Annotated in this window: 13 protein-coding genes; 6 read left to right on the forward strand and 7 right to left on the reverse strand. The window is 61.3% G+C overall.

The annotated features are described in order from the left end of the window. Positions 1-81 precede the first annotated feature (81 nt). A complete protein-coding gene (murJ, locus tag NTD80_RS30355) occupies positions 82-1,620 on the reverse strand; it encodes a murein biosynthesis integral membrane protein MurJ (protein WP_262135849.1) in 1,539 nt (512 codons plus the stop codon). Positions 1,621-1,873: 253 nt separating this feature from the next. On the opposite strand from murJ, the gene rpsT reads away from it, so the two are divergent. Further along, positions 1,874-2,152, forward strand: coding sequence for a 30S ribosomal protein S20 (gene rpsT, locus NTD80_RS30360; protein ID WP_016976313.1), 279 nt, complete (start codon positions 1,874-1,876; stop codon positions 2,150-2,152). 379 nt (positions 2,153-2,531) lie between these two features. On the opposite strand, the gene NTD80_RS30365 is transcribed toward rpsT, so the two are convergent. After that, the gene (locus tag NTD80_RS30365) at positions 2,532-3,017 is read right to left on the reverse strand and encodes a peptidylprolyl isomerase (protein WP_003188398.1); all 486 of its coding nucleotides are present in this window, start codon (positions 3,015-3,017) and stop codon (positions 2,532-2,534) included. Between NTD80_RS30365 and NTD80_RS30370 the strand changes: the two genes are divergently transcribed. The 3 genes from NTD80_RS30370 to NTD80_RS30380 all read left to right on the forward strand — a co-directional run bounded on the left by NTD80_RS30370 (position 3,016) and on the right by NTD80_RS30380 (position 6,385). Next, entirely contained in the window at positions 3,016-3,306 is a 291-nt protein-coding gene (locus NTD80_RS30370; RefSeq protein ID WP_106805194.1) for a DUF3565 domain-containing protein, read from the forward strand. The genes NTD80_RS30365 and NTD80_RS30370 overlap by 2 nt on opposite strands. A 79-nt stretch (positions 3,307-3,385) precedes the next feature. Continuing rightward, a complete protein-coding gene (gene pta / locus NTD80_RS30375; RefSeq protein ID WP_065900536.1) occupies positions 3,386-5,485 on the forward strand; it encodes a phosphate acetyltransferase in 2,100 nt (699 codons plus the stop codon). Continuing rightward, the gene (locus NTD80_RS30380) at positions 5,486-6,385 is read left to right on the forward strand and encodes an acyltransferase (RefSeq protein WP_262135850.1); all 900 of its coding nucleotides are present in this window, start codon (positions 5,486-5,488) and stop codon (positions 6,383-6,385) included. Positions 6,386-6,559: 174 nt separating this feature from the next. Here NTD80_RS30380 and cysN read toward each other — a convergent pair whose 3' ends face one another. The 3 genes from cysN to NTD80_RS30395 all read right to left on the reverse strand — a co-directional run bounded on the left by cysN (position 6,560) and on the right by NTD80_RS30395 (position 10,399). After that, the gene (cysN, locus tag NTD80_RS30385) at positions 6,560-8,458 is read right to left on the reverse strand and encodes a sulfate adenylyltransferase subunit CysN (protein WP_262135851.1); all 1,899 of its coding nucleotides are present in this window, start codon (positions 8,456-8,458) and stop codon (positions 6,560-6,562) included. 9 nt (positions 8,459-8,467) lie between these two features. Continuing rightward, complete coding sequence (gene cysD, locus NTD80_RS30390) at positions 8,468-9,385, reverse strand: sulfate adenylyltransferase subunit CysD (RefSeq protein ID WP_017137614.1); 918 nt, start codon at positions 9,383-9,385, stop codon at positions 8,468-8,470. 255 nt (positions 9,386-9,640) lie between these two features. Next, positions 9,641-10,399 (reverse strand): Nif3-like dinuclear metal center hexameric protein, encoded by a 759-nt coding sequence (locus NTD80_RS30395; protein ID WP_262135852.1) that lies wholly within the window; start codon positions 10,397-10,399, stop codon positions 9,641-9,643. 102 nt (positions 10,400-10,501) lie between these two features. Here NTD80_RS30395 and algW point away from each other — a divergent pair, with 102 nt between their 5' ends. Continuing rightward, positions 10,502-11,656 (forward strand): Do family serine endopeptidase AlgW, encoded by a 1,155-nt coding sequence (gene algW / locus NTD80_RS30400; RefSeq protein ID WP_065900528.1) that lies wholly within the window; start codon positions 10,502-10,504, stop codon positions 11,654-11,656. Between the two features lie 112 nt (positions 11,657-11,768). Then, a complete protein-coding gene (locus NTD80_RS30405) occupies positions 11,769-13,865 on the forward strand; it encodes a TonB-dependent siderophore receptor (RefSeq protein WP_315974953.1) in 2,097 nt (698 codons plus the stop codon). A 61-nt stretch (positions 13,866-13,926) separates the two neighbouring features. Here NTD80_RS30405 and hemH read toward each other — a convergent pair whose 3' ends face one another. Together hemH and NTD80_RS30415 are read right to left on the reverse strand one after the other, a co-directional pair. Further along, positions 13,927-14,952: a ferrochelatase gene (gene hemH / locus NTD80_RS30410; RefSeq protein ID WP_262135853.1), complete on the reverse strand. Its 1,026-nt coding sequence runs from the start codon at positions 14,950-14,952 to the stop codon at positions 13,927-13,929. Positions 14,953-14,966: 14 nt separating this feature from the next. Beyond that, positions 14,967-15,866, reverse strand: coding sequence for a TIGR01777 family oxidoreductase (locus tag NTD80_RS30415; RefSeq protein ID WP_106805196.1), 900 nt, complete (start codon positions 15,864-15,866; stop codon positions 14,967-14,969). Positions 15,867-15,956: the final 90 nt, after the last annotated feature.

Consider the following 15,956-nt stretch of genomic DNA (forward strand, 5'->3'; position numbering starts at 1 on the left):
CACCCGGCCCCGGACGACAGGCAACAGCGCAGGCCAAATGGATCGAATCGATAAAACAACCGTTTTATCCCGGCAAACGCTCTATCCGAGGGACTTGCGATTGAAATCCCGCAGGCGGAAGCCCTGCAGCAGCAACATCCCGAAGTACACCACCACGCCCGCCACCACCAGAACGCCCAGGCGCATGAAGCGCTCCAGCATATGGCCTTCGTCCCAGGCCGGCATAAAGTGCATCAGCCCGAGCAACACCGCCGACATTGCCGCCACTGCCACCAGCAACTTGAGGGCAAACATGCCCCAGCCTGGCTGTGGTTGGAACATCTGCTGTTTGCGCAGCTGGTAAAACAGCAGGCCCGCATTGATGCAGGCGCCGGCGCTGATCGCCAGGGCGAGGCCGGAGTGAGCCAGCGGGCCGATAAACACCAGGTTGAGCAGTTGCGTGACGACCAGCGTGAAAATCGCGATCTTCACCGGCGTGCGGATGTTCTGCTGGGCATAGAAGCCCGGCGCCAGCACCTTGATCACAATGATCCCGAGCAGCCCGACGGAGTAGGCAATCAGCGCACGCTGGGTCATCAAGGCATCATGGGCATCGAACTGACCGTACTGGAACAACGACACGGTGAGCGGCTCGGCCAGGATCCCCAGCGCCAGGGAGCACGGCAGCACCAGCACAAAGCACAGGCGCAGGCCCCAATCGAGGATCCGCGAGTATTCCTGGCGGTCCTTGCTCGCGTAGGTGCGCGCCAGCGTGGGCAGCAGGATCGTGCCAAGGGCCACGCCAAGTACGCCTGACGGCAGCTCCATCAGGCGGTCGGCGTAGTACATCCAGGATACCGAGCCCGAGACCAGCAGCGAGGCGAATGCGGTGTTGATGATCAAAGAGATCTGGCTGACCGACACGCCGAGGATCGCCGGCAGCATGTTGCGCATCACCCGCCATACGCCGGTGTCCTTGAGGTTCAGGCGCGGCAAGACGAGCATGCCGATTTTTTTCAGGTGTGGCAGCTGGTAGAGCAATTGCGCCAGGCCACCCGCCAGTACGGCCCACCCGAGGGCCATCACCGGTGGATCGAAGTACGGCGTGAGGAACAGCGCGAAGATGATCATGCTGACGTTGAGCAACGTCGGTACAAAGGCCGGCACCGAGAAGCGGTTCCAGGTATTGAGGATCGCCCCGGCCAGGGACGACAACGAGATCAGCAATATATAAGGAAAGGTCACGCGCAGCAGATCAGTGGTCAGCGCGAATTTTTCCGGGGTATTGGCAAAGCCCGGCGCGGTAGCCCAGATCACCCAGGGCGCGGCGAGCATGCCGGCGATCGTCACCAGCATCAGCACCAGGGTCAGCAGGCCCGAGACGTAGGCAATAAAGGTACAGGTCGCTTCCTCGCCCTGCTGGGTCTTGTATTCGGCCAGGATCGGCACGAACGCCTGGGAAAACGCACCTTCGGCGAAGATACGCCGCAACAGGTTCGGCAACTTGAAGGCAATAAAGAAGGCATCCGTGGCCATGCTGGCGCCAAAAATGCGCGCCAGCAGGGTGTCACGCACAAACCCCAATACCCGGGAGATCATCGTGATAGAGCTGACGGCAGCCAACGATTTGAGCAGATTCATTGAAAGAGTTTGCGCCTATAGGTAAAGAGCAGGCGAACTGTGCGCCTACTTATGCGATACTGCGCGCCTGCAACAGCACAGAGCCAAAGCTCGCGAGTTTACAGGTCAAGCGCCGGAAATAAATCACCCGCCTCTTCAGATCGACCACTCAGCAGTTCGCATCAGCCGCCCTTGACAACCCATCAAGTCATCGGCATGATTCGCGGCCTATTTTGTTTGCTATTTCCTAAAAAGTCTTTCGAGGAGCTCGACGGTGGCCAACACACCTTCCGCCAAAAAACGTGCAAAACAGGCTGAGAAGCGTCGCAGCCACAACGCCAGCCTGCGTTCCATGGTTCGTACCTACATCAAGAATGTAGTTAAGGCCATCGACACCAAAGACGCTGAAAAAGCCCAAGCTGCTTACGTTCTGGCCGTGCCAGTTATCGACCGTATGGCCGATAAAGGCATCATCCACAAGAACAAGGCCGCTCGCCATAAGAGCCGCCTGAATGGCCACATCAAGGCTCTGAGCGTCGCTGCTGCAGCCTAAGTGGTAACAACTGCAACGCAACCTCGGTTGCGAAACAGTTAAGAAATGCCCCGAACCGAAAGGTCCGGGGCATTTTTGTTTGTGCTGTTTTTTTGTTTGTGCGGGCTTTTTGTGGTGAGCGGGCTTGCCCCGCGTTGGGCTGCGTAGCGGCCCCAAAACCAGAGGACGCAGTCCCACTGGAGGAATGCGGTGATCTTGAGGGGGCCGCTGCGCGGCCCAACGCGGGGCAAGCCCGCTCGCCACAAAAGCCCGGTGCATAAGAGCCCTGTGCATAAAGAGCCCGCTGGAGCAAACAGCTGTGCTCGGCTGGATTTTCAGGCACAAAAAAAAACGCCCCGAACCAGTCGGGGCGTTTTGCTACCTATTGATCAAACATCAATCAATGGTGGTGACCGCCTTCACCGTGGACGTGGCCGTGAGCCACTTCTTCCTGGGAAGCGTCGCGGATGGCAACGATCTTCACTTGGAAGTTCAGGCGCTGGCCAGCCAGAGGGTGGTTGCCGTCGACGGTAACGTCGTCGCCGTCCAGGTCACGGATGGTGACGATCTGCATTTGGCCGTCCGGCGCGGAAGCGTGGAACTGCATGCCCACTTCCAACTCATCCACACCTTCGAACATGCTGCGGCTCAGGGTGCTGACCAGTTCGGCGGAGTATTCGCCGTAGGCATCTTCAGGTTCTACGGCAACGGTCAGTTCATCACCGACGTTCTTGCCTTCCAGCGCCTTTTCCAGGCCCGGGATGATGTTACCTGCGCCTTGCAGGTAGACCAGCGGCGCGCCGCCGGCGGAGCTGTCGATGACCTCACCAGCGTCGTTGGTCAGGGTATAGTCGATGGAGACAGCCTTGTTAGCGGCGATCGTCATGGGGCGAGACCTTTTGCATAAGAATGAAGAACGGACAAGTCTAAACAAGGATTTGCCCGAAAGCGAACAGAACCCGGACGGACGGGACCGATCAACGGTCGCGACGATCACCGGATTCCACCAGGATGATGACCAGCACTGGGTTGCCGAGCTGTCTTGTGGCCATACCCAGCACCTGCGCCACCAGCCGCCCTGGCAGTCCCGCGCCTGGGTGCTGGACCCCGCGCAACGCCTGGAAAAAATAGGCCAGCCCTTTGCCTGCGGCTGGTGTGCGCAAGTGCGCGAATAACGATAACCTTGGCGCCTGATTCCCGGTAGGCACTCACGCATAGAGCGCCACCGAAGCCATGCACCTCCAGAGAATTCGCATGCAGACTTTTTTTATCGCGCCCACCGATTTTGGTGTGGGTCTGACCTCCATCAGCCTTGGTCTGGTGCGTACCCTCGAGCGGGCCGGGCTGAAAGTCGGTTTCTTCAAGCCGATTGCCCAGCCACACCCCGGCGACACCGGGCCCGAACGCTCCACCGAACTGATCGCCCGCACCCACGGCTTGAAGCCGCCGCAACCGCTGGGCCTGGCCCACGTCGAGCGCATGCTCGGCGACGGCCAACTCGACGAACTGCTCGAAGAGATCATCACCCTGTATCAACAGGCCGCCGTCGGTAAGGACGTGCTGATCGTCGAAGGCATGGTGCCGACCCGCAGCGCCAGCTATGCCGCGCGGGTCAACCTGCACCTGGCCAAGAGCCTGGACGCGGAAGTGATCCTGGTCTCGGCCCCGGAAAACGAAGTGCTCACCGAGCTCTCCGGCCGCGTGGAACTGCAGGCCCAGCTGTTCGGCGGCCCGAAAGACCCGAAAGTGCTGGGCGTGATCCTCAACAAAGTGCGCACCGATGAAAGCATGGAGGCTTTTTCAGCACGCCTGAAAGAGCATTCGCCGTTGTTGCGCAGCGGCGATTTCCGCCTGCTCGGCTGCATCCCCTACCAACCCGAACTCAACGCGCCGCGTACCCGCGACGTCGCCGACCTGATGGGCGCGCAGATCCTCAATGCCGGTGATTACGAAACCCGGCGCATGACCAAGATCATCATCTGCGCGCGCACCATGCGCAACACCGTGGAGCTGCTCAAGCCGGGCGTGCTGGTGGTAACGCCGGGCGACCGCGACGACATCATCCTCGCCGTGAGCCTGGCCGCGATCAACGGCGTGCCGCTGGCCGGCCTGCTGCTGACCAGCGACACCCTGCCCGACCCACGCATCATGGAGCTGTGCCGCGGCGCGTTCCAGGCCGGGTTGCCGGTGCTGTCGGTGAGCACCGGTTCCTACGACACGGCCAACCAGCTCAACAGCCTGAACAAGGAGATCCCCATCGATGACCGCGAGCGCGCGGAGATCATCACCGATTTCGTTGCCAGCCACCTCGATGCGCGCTGGCTGCACCAGCGCTGCGGCACGCCACGGGAAATGCGCCTGTCGCCGGCGGTGTTCCGTTACCAGTTGATCCAGCGCGCCCAGGCCGCGAACAAGCGCATCGTCTTGCCCGAAGGCAGCGAACCACTGACCGTGCAGGCTGCGGCCATCTGCCAGGCGCGTGGCATCGCACGCTGCGTGCTGCTGGCCAAGCCGGCGGATGTGGAAGCTGTCGCCCGCGCCCAGGGCATCGAATTGCCCGAAGGCCTGGAAATTCTCGACCCGGACCTGATTCGTCAACGCTACGTCGAGCCGATGGTTGCCCTGCGCAAGAGCAAGAGCCTCAACGCGCCGATGGCCGAGCAGCAGTTGGAAGACACCGTGGTGATCGCCACCATGATGCTTGCATTGGATGAGGTCGACGGCCTGGTTTCCGGGGTTATCCACTCCACGGCCAACACCATTCGCCCCGCCCTGCAGTTGATCAAGACCGCACCGGGTTGCACGCTGGTGTCGTCGGTATTCTTCATGCTGTTCCCCGAGCAGGTGCTGGTGTACGGCGACTGCGTGATGAACCCGCACCCCAGCGCCGCCGAGCTGGCGGAGATCGCCCTGCAAAGCGCCGATTCTGCCGCCGCCTTTGGCATTACTCCGCGCGTGGCGATGATCAGCTACTCCAGCGGCGACTCGGCGAGCGGTGAGGAAGTGGAGAAGGTCCGCGAAGCCACCCTCCTCGCCCATGAACAGCAAAGCTCGCTGCTGATCGACGGTCCGTTGCAGTACGACGCCGCCGCCAACGAAAACGTCGCCCGCCAACTGGCGCCCGACAGCCTGGTCGCCGGCAAGGCCACCGTGTTCGTGTTCCCGGACCTCAACACCGGCAACACCACCCACAAGGCCGTGCAACGCAGCGCCGATTGCGTCAGCCTGGGGCCGATGCTCCAGGGCCTGCGCAAACCGGTCAACGACCTGCCTCGCGGCGCCCAGGTCGACGACATCGTGTACACCATCGCGCTGACTGCGATCCAAGCCGCCAACCGACCTATGGATATCTAAATGCTGGATTTTCTACCTGCCGCCGTACGCGGGGTGATCGCGTCCCTGCTGTTGGCGCTGAACACGATCCTGCTGTGTTCGTTCCTGTTTATCGTGGCGCTGTTCAAGGCGCTGCCGTTTGCCAAGCGCTTCAGCGAATGGCTGATGAACCAGACCCACGAGGCCTGGATCAGCAACAACAACGCCTGGATGACCCTGGTGCGACGCACTCGCTGGCACATCAAAGGCCTTGAGGGCCTGGACTATCAGCACTCGTACCTGGTGACGAGCAACCACCAGAGCTGGGTCGACATCATGGTGCTGCAATACGTGCTCAATCGACGGATTCGCCCGCTGAAGTTCTTCCTCAAGCAGGAGCTGATCTGGGTACCGGTGATTGGCCTCGCCTGGTGGGCGTTGGGCTTCCCCTTCATGAAGCGCTACACCAAGGCGTACCTGGAGAAGCATCCGGAGAAAAAAGGCAAAGACCTGGAAACCACCCGCAAAACCTGTGCGAAGTTTCGCGACAACCCGGTGGGCATTTTCAACTTCGCTGAAGGCACGCGCTTTACCCCCGGCAAGCATGCGCAGCAGAAATCGCCGTTCCGCTTCCTGCTCAAGCCCAAGGCTGGTGGTATCGCGTTTGTGCTGGATGCCATGGGTGAGCAGCTGAAGTCACTGGTCAACGTGACCATTCACTACCCTGCCGGGCGCCCTGGGTATTGGGATTTGCTCTGCGGGAACGTGAAAGAGGTGGTCGTGCAATTTGAGGAAGTGCAGATTCCAGCCGAGTTCATTGGCAAGAATTATGAGCAGGATGGCGAGTATCGGTTGGCGTTCCAGGGCTGGATCAACCGGTTGTGGGAAGAGAAGGACCAGTTGCTGGAGAAACTGCACACAGAATTCCCAGGCAAAAGATGATCAACCTGTGGGAGCTGGCTTGCCTGCGATAGCGGTGGGTCAATTACTGATATATCAACTGACAGTCAGCAATCGCAGGCAAGCCAGCTCCCACATTGATTGAGCCTGATCTTGAGAATGTAAAAAAGCCCGTCACCGAGTCATCGATGGCGGGCTTTTTTGTGGCGGCGAAGTTTAGATCGCGCCGCGCTGACGCAACAGTTCCAGCACCTGCTTGACGCTCTCTTCCAGCGACAGGGCCTGGGTGTCGATCACCAGGTCGGCATTCAACGGCACGTCGTACGGGAAAGACTCGCCAGGGATGTTATCCCCACCCGCGGCGTACAGGCCTTGCGGATCACGCTCGGCGCACACCAGCGGCGAGGCTTGCACATAGACCGTGAGCAGGCGGTCGGCGCCGATCAGCGCCTTGGCCTGTTCGCGACCCTCGGCATCCGGTGCAACGAAAGCGGCCAGGGTCAGCAGGCCAGCCTCGTTGAACTGACGCGCCACATGCGCGGCACGCCGCCAGTTTTCGGTACGCCCGGCACGGTCCTGCGGCAGACCTTTGTTCAGGTCGTGACGCAGGTTCTGGCCATCGAGTACGAACACCGCACGCCCCATGTCGAAGAGCTTGCGCTCAACCGCATAGGCCAGGGTGCTTTTGCCGGCGCCCGACAGGCCGCTGAACAACACGGTGGCCGGTTGCTGGCCGAAACGCAGCGCGCGCTCCTCGGTGGCCACATGCGCGAGACTGCCGTGCTGCGCAGCGCCACCATGGTTGACCGGCGGCGCGATGATCATGCCCGCGGCCACAGTGCCGTTGGTCAATCGGTCGATGACGATAAACGCACCGGTGGTGCGGTTGCTGTCGTAGCCGTCCAACGCAATGGCGGCGTCGAGGCTAACCTTGACCCGGCCGATCTCGTTCAACTGCAGCGAACTTGCCGGGCCTTCGGCCAGGGTGTTCACGTCCACGCGGTGCACGATGCTGGTGATGGAACCCGGCACGTAGCTGGTGGCGCGCTTGATGTCGTATTTCTTGCCCGGCAGCATCGGCTCTTCGGCCATCCACACCAGCATGGCGTCGAAGGCGTCGGTCACTTGCGGCACGTTGTCGGCATGCACCAGCAAGTCGCCACGGGAGATGTCGATCTCGTCTTCCATGGTCAGGGTCACGGCCTGGCCAGGACCCGCATGCTCCAGCTCACCTTCGAAGGTGACGATGGATTTGACCCGGCTGCTCTTGCCCGACGGCAGCACCACGACTTCGTCGCCCTTGTGCACGACGCCGCTGGCGAGGGTGCCGGCGAAACCACGGAAGTTCAGGTTCGGACGGTTGACGTACTGCACCGGGAACCGCAGGTCGGTGTAGTTGCGGTCGTTGGCGATCTCGACGGTTTCGAGAATCTCCATCAGCGATTGGCCGGTGTACCACGGCGAACGCTCGCTCTTGTTCACCACGTTGTCGCCCTTGAGCGCCGACATCGGCACAAAGGCCAGGGTGCTCGGCTTGAAGGCGATACCGTCGGCGAACTTCAGGTAATCGGCCTTGATCTGCTCGAATACGCTTTGGTCGAAGCCATTGATGTCCATCTTGTTGACGGCCACCACGATGTGTTTGATCCCCAGCAACGAGGCGATGAAGCTGTGGCGACGGGTCTGGGTCTGCACGCCGTAGCGGGCGTCGATCAGGATGATCGCCAGGTCACAGGTGGACGCACCGGTGGCCATGTTGCGGGTGTACTGCTCATGGCCGGGGGTGTCGGCGATGATGAATTTGCGCTTGGCGGTAGAGAAGTAGCGGTAGGCAACATCGATGGTGATGCCCTGCTCACGCTCGGCCTGCAGGCCGTCGACCAGCAACGCCAGGTCGATGTCATCGCCCGTGGTGCCGGACTTCTTCGAATCGCGGGTGATGGCTTCCAGGTGATCTTCATAGATCATCTTGGAGTCGTGCAGCAGGCGCCCGATCAGGGTGCTCTTGCCGTCGTCGACGTTGCCACAGGTCAGAAAGCGCAACATTTCCTTGCGCTCGTGCTGGCCCAGGTAGGCGAGGATGTCCTCGCTGATCAAATCTGATACGTGCGACATGACAGCCCCTTAGAAATAGCCTTGACGTTTTTTATCTTCCATCGAGCCTGCGCCATCGTGGTCGATGACACGGCCCTGGCGCTCGGAAGTTCGCGTCAGGAGCATTTCCTGAATGATGTCGGTCAGCGTCTCGGCTTCGGACTCCACCGCGCCCGTCAACGGGTAGCAGCCAAGGGTACGGAAACGTACTTTCTTCTTGACGATTCGGGCTTTGTCTTCGTCGGACAAGTGCTCGAGGATGCGGTCGTCGTCGATCATGATCAACGTGCCGTTCTTCTCGATCACGTCGCGCTCGGCGGCGAAGTACAGCGGCACGATCGGGATGCCTTCCAGGTAGATGTACTGCCAGATATCCAGCTCGGTCCAGTTGGACAGCGGGAACACACGGATCGACTCGCCCTTGTTGACGTTGCCGTTGTAGACGTTCCACAGCTCCGGGCGCTGGTTCTTCGGGTCCCAGCGGTGCTTGCTGTCGCGGAACGAGTACACGCGCTCTTTGGCGCGGGATTTCTCTTCATCGCGACGGGCGCCGCCGAAGGCGGCGTCGAAACCATGCTTGTCCAGGGCCTGCTTGAGGCCTTCGGTCTTCATGATATCGGTGTGCTTGGCGCTGCCGTGGGTGAACGGGTTGATGCCCTGCGCCACACCATCCGGGTTGACGTGGGTGATCAGGTCCAGGCCCAGCTCCTCGACCATTTTGTCGCGGAACTTGTACATCTCCTGGAATTTCCAGCGGGTGTCGACGTGCATCACCGGGAACGGCAGCTTGCCCGGGAAGAAGGCCTTGCGTGCCAGGTGCAGCATCACGGCGGAGTCTTTACCGATCGAGTAGAGCATCACCGGGTTGTCGAACTCGGCGGCGACCTCGCGGATGATGTGGATGCTTTCCGCCTCCAGCTGTTTCAGATGCGTCAGTTTGTCGACCATGGTTACTCACGGAAAAACGATCTTATGGACGGCCAGCGGGCCGTGTTCGAGCGGGGCATGCTAGCACAGCACCTTCTTCTATTCAGGGAGCCAGCTAGATCGAAACGGTATATGAATATGCCTCGTGGTTTGGGGTGCAACGCGTTCAGGTGTGGGAGCTGGCTTGCCTGCGATGGCTTCAACTCGGTGTGCCGGATGTACCGAGTTGCCTGCGTCGCAGGCAAGCCAGTTCCCACAGGGGTTCAGTTGCATGGCTTAGATCGGGTTGGGGCAGTCGATGAACAAATGCTCCAGGGCAAAACGCCGCGCCAGGTAATCGCCCAGTGCCTGCACGCCGTAGCGTTCGGTGGCGTGATGGCCGGCGGCGATAAAGCTGATGTCGTTTTCGCGGGCGCTGTGGAAGGTCTGCTCCGACGCCTCGCCACTCAGGAACAGGTCGACGCCGGCGGCAATCGCGTCGTCGATATAGCCCTGGCCCCCGCCGGTGCACCAGCCGACGCGGCGGATCATCTCGCTGCCTTCGATCAGCAAGGGCTCGCGGCCCATGACGTCCTGCACCCGGCGTGCGAAGTCGCGCGGTGACAGCGGCTCGGAGAGCGAACCGACCAGGCCGACGATCTTCGGGTTACTCGGGTCCAGCGGGCCTTCGACCGTGATGTCCAGTTGGCGGGCGAGTTGCACGTTGTTGCCGACGTCAGGGTGCAAGTCCAGCGGCAGGTGGTAGGCCAGCAGACTGATGTCGTGCTTGAGCAGCGTTTTCAGGCGGCGTTGCTTCATGCCGGTGATGCAGGGGTTTTCGCCCTTCCAGAAATAACCGTGGTGCACCAGGATCAGGTCGGCCTGCGCTTCGACGGCTGCATCCAGCAGCGCCTGGCTGGCGGTCACGCCGCTGACGATGCGCATCACCTGCGGGCGCCCCTCGACTTGCAGGCCATTGGGGCAATAATCGGCAATTTTTGCACTGCCGAGGTAGCGGTCCGCTTCCTCGACGAGGGTGGTAAGGGGGACGGCCATAAAAGACTCCTAAATATCCCGTTCCGAGGCGCTCGCAGCCTCGTATAATGCGCGACATTATGGGCGCTCTCCCGCCCCCTGCAACCTGTCAGGACTTACTTGATGCTCAAGGCACTGCGTTTTTTTGGATGGCCATTGCTGGCTGGCGTGCTGATCGCGATGCTGATTATTCAGCGTTTCCCCCAGTTGGTGGGCTTACCCAGCCTTGATGTGAACCTGCAGCAGGCGCCGCAAACCAGCGCGGTGGTGCAAGGCCCGGTGACCTATGCGGACGCTGTCGTTATCGCGGCGCCAGCGGTGGTCAACCTGTACACCACGAAAGTCATCAACAAACCCGCTCATCCATTATTCGAAGACCCGCAATTTCGCCGCTATTTCGGCGACAACGGCCCCAAGCAGCGGCGCATGGAATCCAGCCTCGGCTCCGGCGTGATCATGAGCCCCGAGGGCTACATCCTCACCAACAACCACGTGACCACCGGCGCCGACCAGATCGTGGTCGCCCTGCGCGATGGCCGCGAGACCCTGGCCCGCGTGGTCGGCAGCGACCCCGAAACCGACCTCGCGGTGCTGAAGATCGACCTCAAGAGCCTGCCTTCAATCACCCTCGGTCGCTCCGACGGCCTGCGCGTCGGTGACGTCGCGCTGGCCATCGGCAACCCGTTCGGGGTGGGCCAGACGGTGACCATGGGCATCATCAGCGCCACCGGGCGTAACCAGTTGGGCCTCAACAGCTACGAAGACTTCATCCAGACCGACGCGGCGATCAACCCGGGCAACTCCGGCGGCGCACTGGTGGATGCCAATGGCAACCTGACCGGTATCAACACGGCGATTTTCTCCAAGTCCGGCGGCTCCCAGGGCATCGGTTTTGCGATCCCGGTGAAACTGGCGATGGAAGTGATGAAGTCGATCATCGAGCACGGCCAGGTGATTCGCGGCTGGCTGGGGATCGAAGTACAACCGTTGACTAAGGAGCTGGCCGAGTCCTTTGGCTTGACCGGGCGCCCGGGCATCGTGGTCGCCGGGATTTTCCGCGACGGCCCGGCGCAAAAAGCCGGCCTGCAACTGGGCGATGTGATCCTCAGCATCAACGGCGAACCGGCCGGCGATGGGCGCAAATCGATGAACCAGGTGGCGCGGATCAAGCCGACCGACAAGGTGGCAATTCAGGTAATGCGCAACGGCAAAGAGATCAAGCTGCTGGCAGAAATCGGCCTGCGCCCACCGCCTGCACCGGTCAAAGAAGAGGAATAAGACGCCTCGCCAGGTACCCGTTCGCGGGTACCTGTAAGCTCATATTTCAAAGCGAAGGCATTCCCACTAGAGATGTTATATTGTTTCAATATCGCTATTGGAACGCTCTATCATGCCGTCTCGAAGAATTGCCCCCATGGCTGGCCTGGCCCTGGGCTTGTTGCTTGACCCCGCCTACGCCGAAGACAACACCCTGGAACTCGACACCATCAGCGTCACCACCGACGCCTATGAATCCGCCACCGGCCCGGTCAAGGGCTACCGTGCAACGCGTTCCGCCAGTGCGACAAAAACCGACGCATCCCTGCGCGACATCCCACAATCGATTAGCGTGATTCCCGCAACGGTGCTCAAGGACCTGGGCAGCACCCAGGTAGAACGCGCCCTTGAGTTTGCCGGTGGCGTGTCCAAGCAAAACAATTTCGGCGGCCTCACCCTCTACGAATACAGCGTGCGCGGCTTCACCACGTCGGAGTTTTACCAGGACGGTTTCAGCGCCAACCGTGGCTACCCGAGCACGCCGGATACCGCCAATATCGAACGCATCGAAGTGCTCAAGGGCCCCGCCGCGAGCCTCTACGGCCGTGGCGATCCCGGCGGCACCGTGAACATCGTCACAAAGAAGCCCCAGCCCGATGCCTTCACCACCGTGCAAACCAGCGCCGGAAGTTGGGATCGTTATCGCACCGCCGTCGACCTCAACACCCCGCTGGACAGCGAGGGCAACCTGCTCTCGCGAGTCAACCTGGCCGTGGAAGACAACCACAGCTTTCGCGACCATGTGCAGAGCAAGCGGGTCTTTGTTGCTCCCTCATTCAGTTGGCAACTGGACCCTGACACACATCTGCTGGTGGAAAGCGAATGGGTGCGCCACAGCTCCACCTTCGACCGCGGCATCGTCGACGCCAGCGGCGTGTCCCGCGCCACCTTCCTGGGTGAACCTAACGACGGCGATATCGACAACCATAACAACCGCCTCCAGGCCAGCCTTGAGCATCACCTCAACGACGCCTGGAAACTGCGCCTGGCCAGCCACTACAAACAGGGCAGCCTGTGGGGCGATGCCTCGGAAAACCGCGCACTGAACGCCGACGGCCACACCATCGACCGCCGTTACCGTGAACGCTCCATGGGCTGGCACGACAGCATCACCCAGTTGGAGCTGCGCGGCCTGTTCGATATCGGCAGCTGGCAGCACGAGTTGCTGGTTGGCACCGAATACGAGGACTATCGCAAGAAAGAACGCGTCACGGTGATTGGCGGGAGCCGCTACACCCTCGATATCTACAACCCGGTCTACGGCCAGCCCAAACCCAACGGCGCACGCTCCGGCACTGACTTCTTCGAACAGACCCAAAGCCATGCGCTGAACCTGCAAGACCAGGTCATCTTCACCGACCGCCTGCGCGGCATGGTCGGTGCGCGCTTCGAGCATTTCGAGCAGAGCATCGACGACTTCACACGCAACCACGCCAGGAGCCACCAAACCCACGATGCCTTGACCCAGCGTGCCGGCCTGCTCTATCAGCTCACGCCGCAAGTCGGGGTGTTCGCCAATGCCTCCACGTCGTTCAAACCCAACAGCGGCCTGGGCGCCGACGGGAAATCCTTCACGCCGGAAGAAGGCGTGGGCTATGAAGTGGGGGTCAAGAGCGAGCTGTTCGACGACCGTCTCAGCGCCACCCTGGCCGCGTTCCATATCGAGAAGGAAAATGTACTCACCCTGGACCCCGCCACCAACCTCAACCGCGCCGTGGGCAAGGCGCGCAGCCAAGGCCTTGACCTGCAACTGAGTGGGCAAGTGAGCGATGCCGTGCGAGTGATCGGCGCGTTTGCCTACATCGACGCCGTGGTGACCAAAGGCGATAAAACCCTTCCCGCCGGCAGCCGGATCCTCGGCGTGGCCAAGCGCAGCGGCAGTCTGTTAGGCGTGTATGAGTTCCAGGACGGCGCGTTGCGCGGCTCAGACCTGGGGGCGGCGTTCACTTATGTAGGTGACCGCTCGGGTGAGGCAGGGACGCGTTTCGAACTGCCGGCTTATCACACCGTCGACCTGTTGGCCCATTACAAGGCCACGGACAACCTCACCGTGGGGCTGAGCCTCAACAACCTGTTTGATGAGAATTACTACGAGCGCTCCTACAGCAGCTACTGGATCAGCCCCGGCGAGCCGCGCAATTTCACGGTCAGCCTGACCCTCAACCTGTAACACCCTCTAACTGCAAGCGCCGACAAGCCAGCGCCGACAGGTAGATGGGAGTAAGGCCTGGTTACAGCGCTGTTGGGGCTCTCTCACACAAGGTGTTAAGCGCCTTTGCCCACTGTGGATCATCATTCAGGCACGGCACCAGCACCAGCTCCTCGCCCCCGGCATCGCGGAACTGCTCCAGGCCGCGATCGCCGATTTCTTCCAGGGTCTCGATGCAGTCGGCGACAAACGCCGGGCACATCACCAGCAGCTTTTTCACGCCTTGCTGTGCCAACGCCTCCAGGCGCGCTTCGGTGTAGGGTTCGATCCATTTGGCGCGGCCCAGGCGCGATTGGAACGCCACCGACCATTTGTCTTCCGGCAAGCCCAGGCGTGCGGCAAAGTCACGGGCGACGCTGAAGCATTGCGCGCGATAGCAGGTCTTGAGCACCTCGGCGGAGGCGTTCTTGCAGCAGTCGGCATCCTTGAAGCAATGCTGGCCGGTGGGATCGAGTTTGGTCAGGTGGCGCTCAGGCAAGCCGTGGAAACTCAACAGCAGGTGGTCGTAATCCTGTTCCACATAAGGCCGCGCGCTCGCTACCAGGGCGTCGAGATATTCGGGCTGGTCATAGAACGGTTGCAGGATCGAGAACTGCACATCGAGTTTTTTATCGCGCACCACGCGCCTGGCTTCCTCGATGACTGTGGTCACGGTGCTGTCGGCAAACTGCGGGTACAACGGCGCGAGGGTGACTTTCTGAATCCCCTGGGCAGCGAGGCGGGTCAGCACGCTTTCAATCGACGGTTCGCCGTAGCGCATCGCCAACTCAACCGGGCCCTGGGTCCATTGCGCAGTCATCTGCTTTTGCAGGCGGCGGCTGAGCACCACCAGCGGCGAGCCCTCGTCCCACCAGATGGAGGCATAGGCGTGGGCCGATTGCTCGGGCCGCTTGATCAGGATCAGCGACACCAGCAGACGCCGCACCGGCCACGGCAGGTCGATCACGTAAGGGTCCATCAGGAACTGATTGAGGTAGCTGCGCACATCGGCCACCGAAGTGGACGCCGGTGAGCCCAGGTTGACCAGTAACAACGCGTGATCCGTCATGCAACATCCTATCTCTAGAGGCGGCTGGACACGTCATCCAAAGCCGCGCGCAACTCAGTGAACTGGAAAGTGAAACCGGCCGCCAGCAACCGCTCTGGCAAGGCCTTTTGCCCGCCCAGCAACAGGCCGGACAACTCGCCCAGCCCGACCTTCAACGCAAAGGCCGGCATCGGCATGAACGCCGGGCGGTGCAACACCTGGCCCAACGTCTTGGCGAACTCACGGTTGCGTACCGGGTGTGGCGCGCAGGCATTATACGGACCGCTGGCGTCAGGCTTGTGCAGAAGAAAATCAATCAGGGCGATTTGATCCTTGATATGGACCCATGGCATCCACTGCCGACCGGTGCCGATCGGCCCGCCCAGCGCGAGTTTGAACGGCAGCAACAGCCGCGACAAAAAGCCGCCCTCTGCGGCCAGCACCAGGCCGGTACGCACCAGCACCACACGCAGGCCCAACGCTTCGGCGCGCAGCGCGGTTTCCTCCCAGGCAATACACAACTGGCTGGGGAAATCGTCCTGCACCGGGCCGCTGGCTTCGGTGAGTTCACGCTCGCCGCCGTCGCCATACCAGCCCACCGCCGAACCGGAGATCAACACCGAGGGTTTCTGTGCCAAGCCTTCCAGCCAGGCCAGCAGGGTTTCGGTAAGGCCGATACGGCTGCTCCACAACAGCGCCTTGCGCTTATGGGTCCAGGGACGGTCCGCAATAGCCGCGCCCGCCAGGTTGACCACCGCATCCACCGGGCCGATCACCTCTTGCAGGCGCCCCACACCCAGGACCTGGTCGCCACACAAACGGGCCACCTGTTCCGGATCACGACTCCACACGGTCAAGCGGTGACCCTGGGCAAGCCAGTGTCGGCAAAGTTGGCGGCCAATCAAACCAGTACCGCCGGTCAGCAAAATGTGCATGGGATCTTCCTCATGTAACGTTTGCCGCCCATCGCTAGTCTATTTTATAAGCAGGGACCATTTGTAATCGGGCGTAACGCAGGTTCAAGC

Origin of the sequence: Pseudomonas sp. 13B_2.1_Bac1, from assembly GCF_025466155.1 — a bacterium.
GTDB lineage: Bacteria > Pseudomonadota > Gammaproteobacteria > Pseudomonadales > Pseudomonadaceae > Aquipseudomonas > Aquipseudomonas aylmerensis.

Excerpts from the sequence above, each read along its gene's own strand:
- murJ (WP_262135849.1), bottom strand. The coding sequence starts at position 1,620 with ATGAATCTGCTCAAATCGTTGGCTGCCGTCAGCTCTATCACGATGATC.
- NTD80_RS30370 (WP_106805194.1), top strand. The coding sequence starts at position 3,016 with ATGGGGCGAGACCTTTTGCATAAGAATGAAGAACGGACAAGTCTAAAC.
- NTD80_RS30365 (WP_003188398.1), bottom strand. The coding sequence starts at position 3,017 with ATGACGATCGCCGCTAACAAGGCTGTCTCCATCGACTATACCCTGACC.
- pta (WP_065900536.1), top strand. The coding sequence starts at position 3,386 with ATGCAGACTTTTTTTATCGCGCCCACCGATTTTGGTGTGGGTCTGACC.
- NTD80_RS30380 (WP_262135850.1), top strand. The coding sequence starts at position 5,486 with ATGCTGGATTTTCTACCTGCCGCCGTACGCGGGGTGATCGCGTCCCTG.
- cysN (WP_262135851.1), bottom strand. The coding sequence starts at position 8,458 with ATGTCGCACGTATCAGATTTGATCAGCGAGGACATCCTCGCCTACCTG.
- cysD (WP_017137614.1), bottom strand. The coding sequence starts at position 9,385 with ATGGTCGACAAACTGACGCATCTGAAACAGCTGGAGGCGGAAAGCATC.
- NTD80_RS30395 (WP_262135852.1), bottom strand. The coding sequence starts at position 10,399 with ATGGCCGTCCCCCTTACCACCCTCGTCGAGGAAGCGGACCGCTACCTC.
- algW (WP_065900528.1), top strand. The coding sequence starts at position 10,502 with ATGCTCAAGGCACTGCGTTTTTTTGGATGGCCATTGCTGGCTGGCGTG.
- NTD80_RS30405 (WP_315974953.1), top strand. The coding sequence starts at position 11,769 with ATGCCGTCTCGAAGAATTGCCCCCATGGCTGGCCTGGCCCTGGGCTTG.
- hemH (WP_262135853.1), bottom strand. The coding sequence starts at position 14,952 with ATGACGGATCACGCGTTGTTACTGGTCAACCTGGGCTCACCGGCGTCC.
- NTD80_RS30415 (WP_106805196.1), bottom strand. The coding sequence starts at position 15,866 with ATGCACATTTTGCTGACCGGCGGTACTGGTTTGATTGGCCGCCAACTT.